Here is a 482-nt window from a genome sequence, read left to right as displayed (position 1 = left end):
ATGTTGTTGAGCTGGTCGCAGAGGTACAGGTTGCCGGTATTATCGCACAGGATGGCGTTGGGCCAGTTGAAGGAGGCGGCTGTGCCGGTGCCGTTGGCAAAGGCGGCTGTGCCGCTGCCTGCCAGGGTGCTGACTTGTCCGGAGGCGCTGATCTTGCGGACTCTCTGGCCCTGGCGTTCTACTACGTAGAGGTTGCCGGAGGCATCGAAGGCCAGGCCTACGGGGTAGGTGAATGTGGCTGACAGGGCGGCGCCATCGGTGTTTCCCTGTGCACCGGTACCGGCATAGGTGGTGACCACTCCTGAAGGGGTAATCTTACGGATGCGGTGGTTATACATATCGCTGACGTACAGGTTCCCTGACGGGTCCTGGGCCAGGCCTGCGGGATACTGGAAGCTGGCGGAACTGCCGGTGCCGTTGGCAAAGCCTGCTGTGCCGCTGCCGGCAAACAGGCTGGTGCTGCCGGAGGGGCTGATCTTCCG

The 482-nt window shown here is 62.7% G+C and carries 1 protein-coding gene and 1 pseudogene; one reads left to right on the top strand and one right to left on the bottom strand.

Translation table 11 applies throughout. The annotated features are described in order from the left end of the window. Window positions 1–242, top strand: a 242-nt coding sequence (locus DDR33_RS26845) for a hypothetical protein (RefSeq protein WP_238387956.1), incomplete at its 5' end; no start/stop codon positions are given. 84 nt (window positions 243–326) lie between these two features. On the opposite strand, the pseudogene DDR33_RS27050 reads toward DDR33_RS26845, so the two are convergent. After that, window positions 327–452: pseudogene (locus DDR33_RS27050) on the bottom strand (hypothetical protein); the annotation flags it as partial. Window positions 453–482: the final 30 nt, after the last annotated feature.

The organism is Pararcticibacter amylolyticus (assembly GCF_003130405.1).
In the GTDB taxonomy this organism is placed as follows: domain Bacteria; phylum Bacteroidota; class Bacteroidia; order Sphingobacteriales; family Sphingobacteriaceae; genus Arcticibacter; species Arcticibacter amylolyticus.
Note: the sequence above shows the minus strand (reverse complement) of the source record. Positions and strands in the feature narration are given on the sequence as shown.